The following is a 1,099-nucleotide window of genomic DNA, read 5'->3' on the forward strand; positions in this document are numbered from 1 at the left end:
GAAACTCGTGCCCAACTTCTCATACCGGGTCGCGATCCGTCGAAAACATTTGAGCTTACTAAAGAACCGCTCAATGAGATTTCGCTTTCTGTAAAGCCAAGGGCTGAAGACGACTGGCCTCTTCCGGTTGGATTTTGGCGGAATGTTCGCCCATGATCCTTTCATTCTGACCTCCGCGCGGAGCCAGTCGGCATCATAGGCTTTGTCTGCAAGAACCATATCACCTTGGGATAGATCAGTAAGCAGCTCTTTCGCCGCAGTTAGGTCGTGAGCGTGACCGGGTGTGATAGCAATCTTGATCGGTAGCCCCTTGCCATCAGTGACGGCATGAATTTTGGTCGTGAGACCACCGCGACTTCGCCCCAGGCAACGATCCGGGTGTTCGGTCGTTAGCGTGGCCGCCAGATGATGGACGCGAACAGAAGTGCCGTCAATCATAGCGATGCCGTCATTCGAATGGCTCGTGACAGCTTCCATGAGCCTGTCCCAAATTCCAGCCATCGTCCAACGCCTGAAGCGATTGTAGCATGTCGTATATGGTCCATATCGTTCTGGGACATCACGCCAGGGGGCTCCAGATCGAAGAACCCAAAAGATGCCATTCAGCACTCGCCGGTCATCGACGCGAGCGACACCCCGTGATTTGTTGGGCAACAGCGGCTTAATCACGCGCCATTCGAAGTCAGTCAGATCATATCGGCTCATGCGGAGCGTGAATCAGAATTCGCCGCGACATGAAAGCAGCCATTCGATAGCCAATCCTATTGCGGGCTTACACGCGGCGCTGTAATCTGATGACGCGCTCGAAGGCATCCCGCCTCAATCACTGCGCACTTTCATGACAGGAAAAACTGGTTTCGATGCGCTCATGCATCAGGTCTGTGTCGGCTGGGGTCACTGCGGGAGCGTGCAGGCAGACAAATATGTGCACGTGACTGACTTCATGCCGAACTCGGGTACAGTGACCGCAACACAGTTCGCCGAATGGGTCCTCACCGCTGAAGGCGAGGCCGATGCTCCCTTGGCCTACAGAGAAAGATGGCTTTCCCGCCTGAGGGACGCCTTCATCGAGCACATGGGAGCAGATCGTGTGGACGCG

The 1,099-nt window shown here is 55.2% G+C and carries 2 protein-coding genes; one reads left to right on the top strand and one right to left on the bottom strand.

Annotated elements, in window-relative coordinates:
* The coding region (locus PH551_RS32770) for an IS5 family transposase (RefSeq protein ID WP_285196406.1) at nucleotides 1-705 on the bottom strand (705 nt) is incomplete at its 3' end.
* Between the two features lie 133 nt (nucleotides 706-838).
* Between PH551_RS32770 and PH551_RS32775 the strand changes: the two genes are divergently transcribed.
* Nucleotides 839-1,099, top strand: a 261-nt coding sequence (locus PH551_RS32775; RefSeq protein WP_285196407.1) for a hypothetical protein, incomplete at its 3' end; no start/stop codon positions are given.

The organism is Rhizobium atlanticum, assembly GCF_030182485.1.
In the GTDB taxonomy this organism is placed as follows: Bacteria; Pseudomonadota; Alphaproteobacteria; order Rhizobiales; family Rhizobiaceae; genus Rhizobium.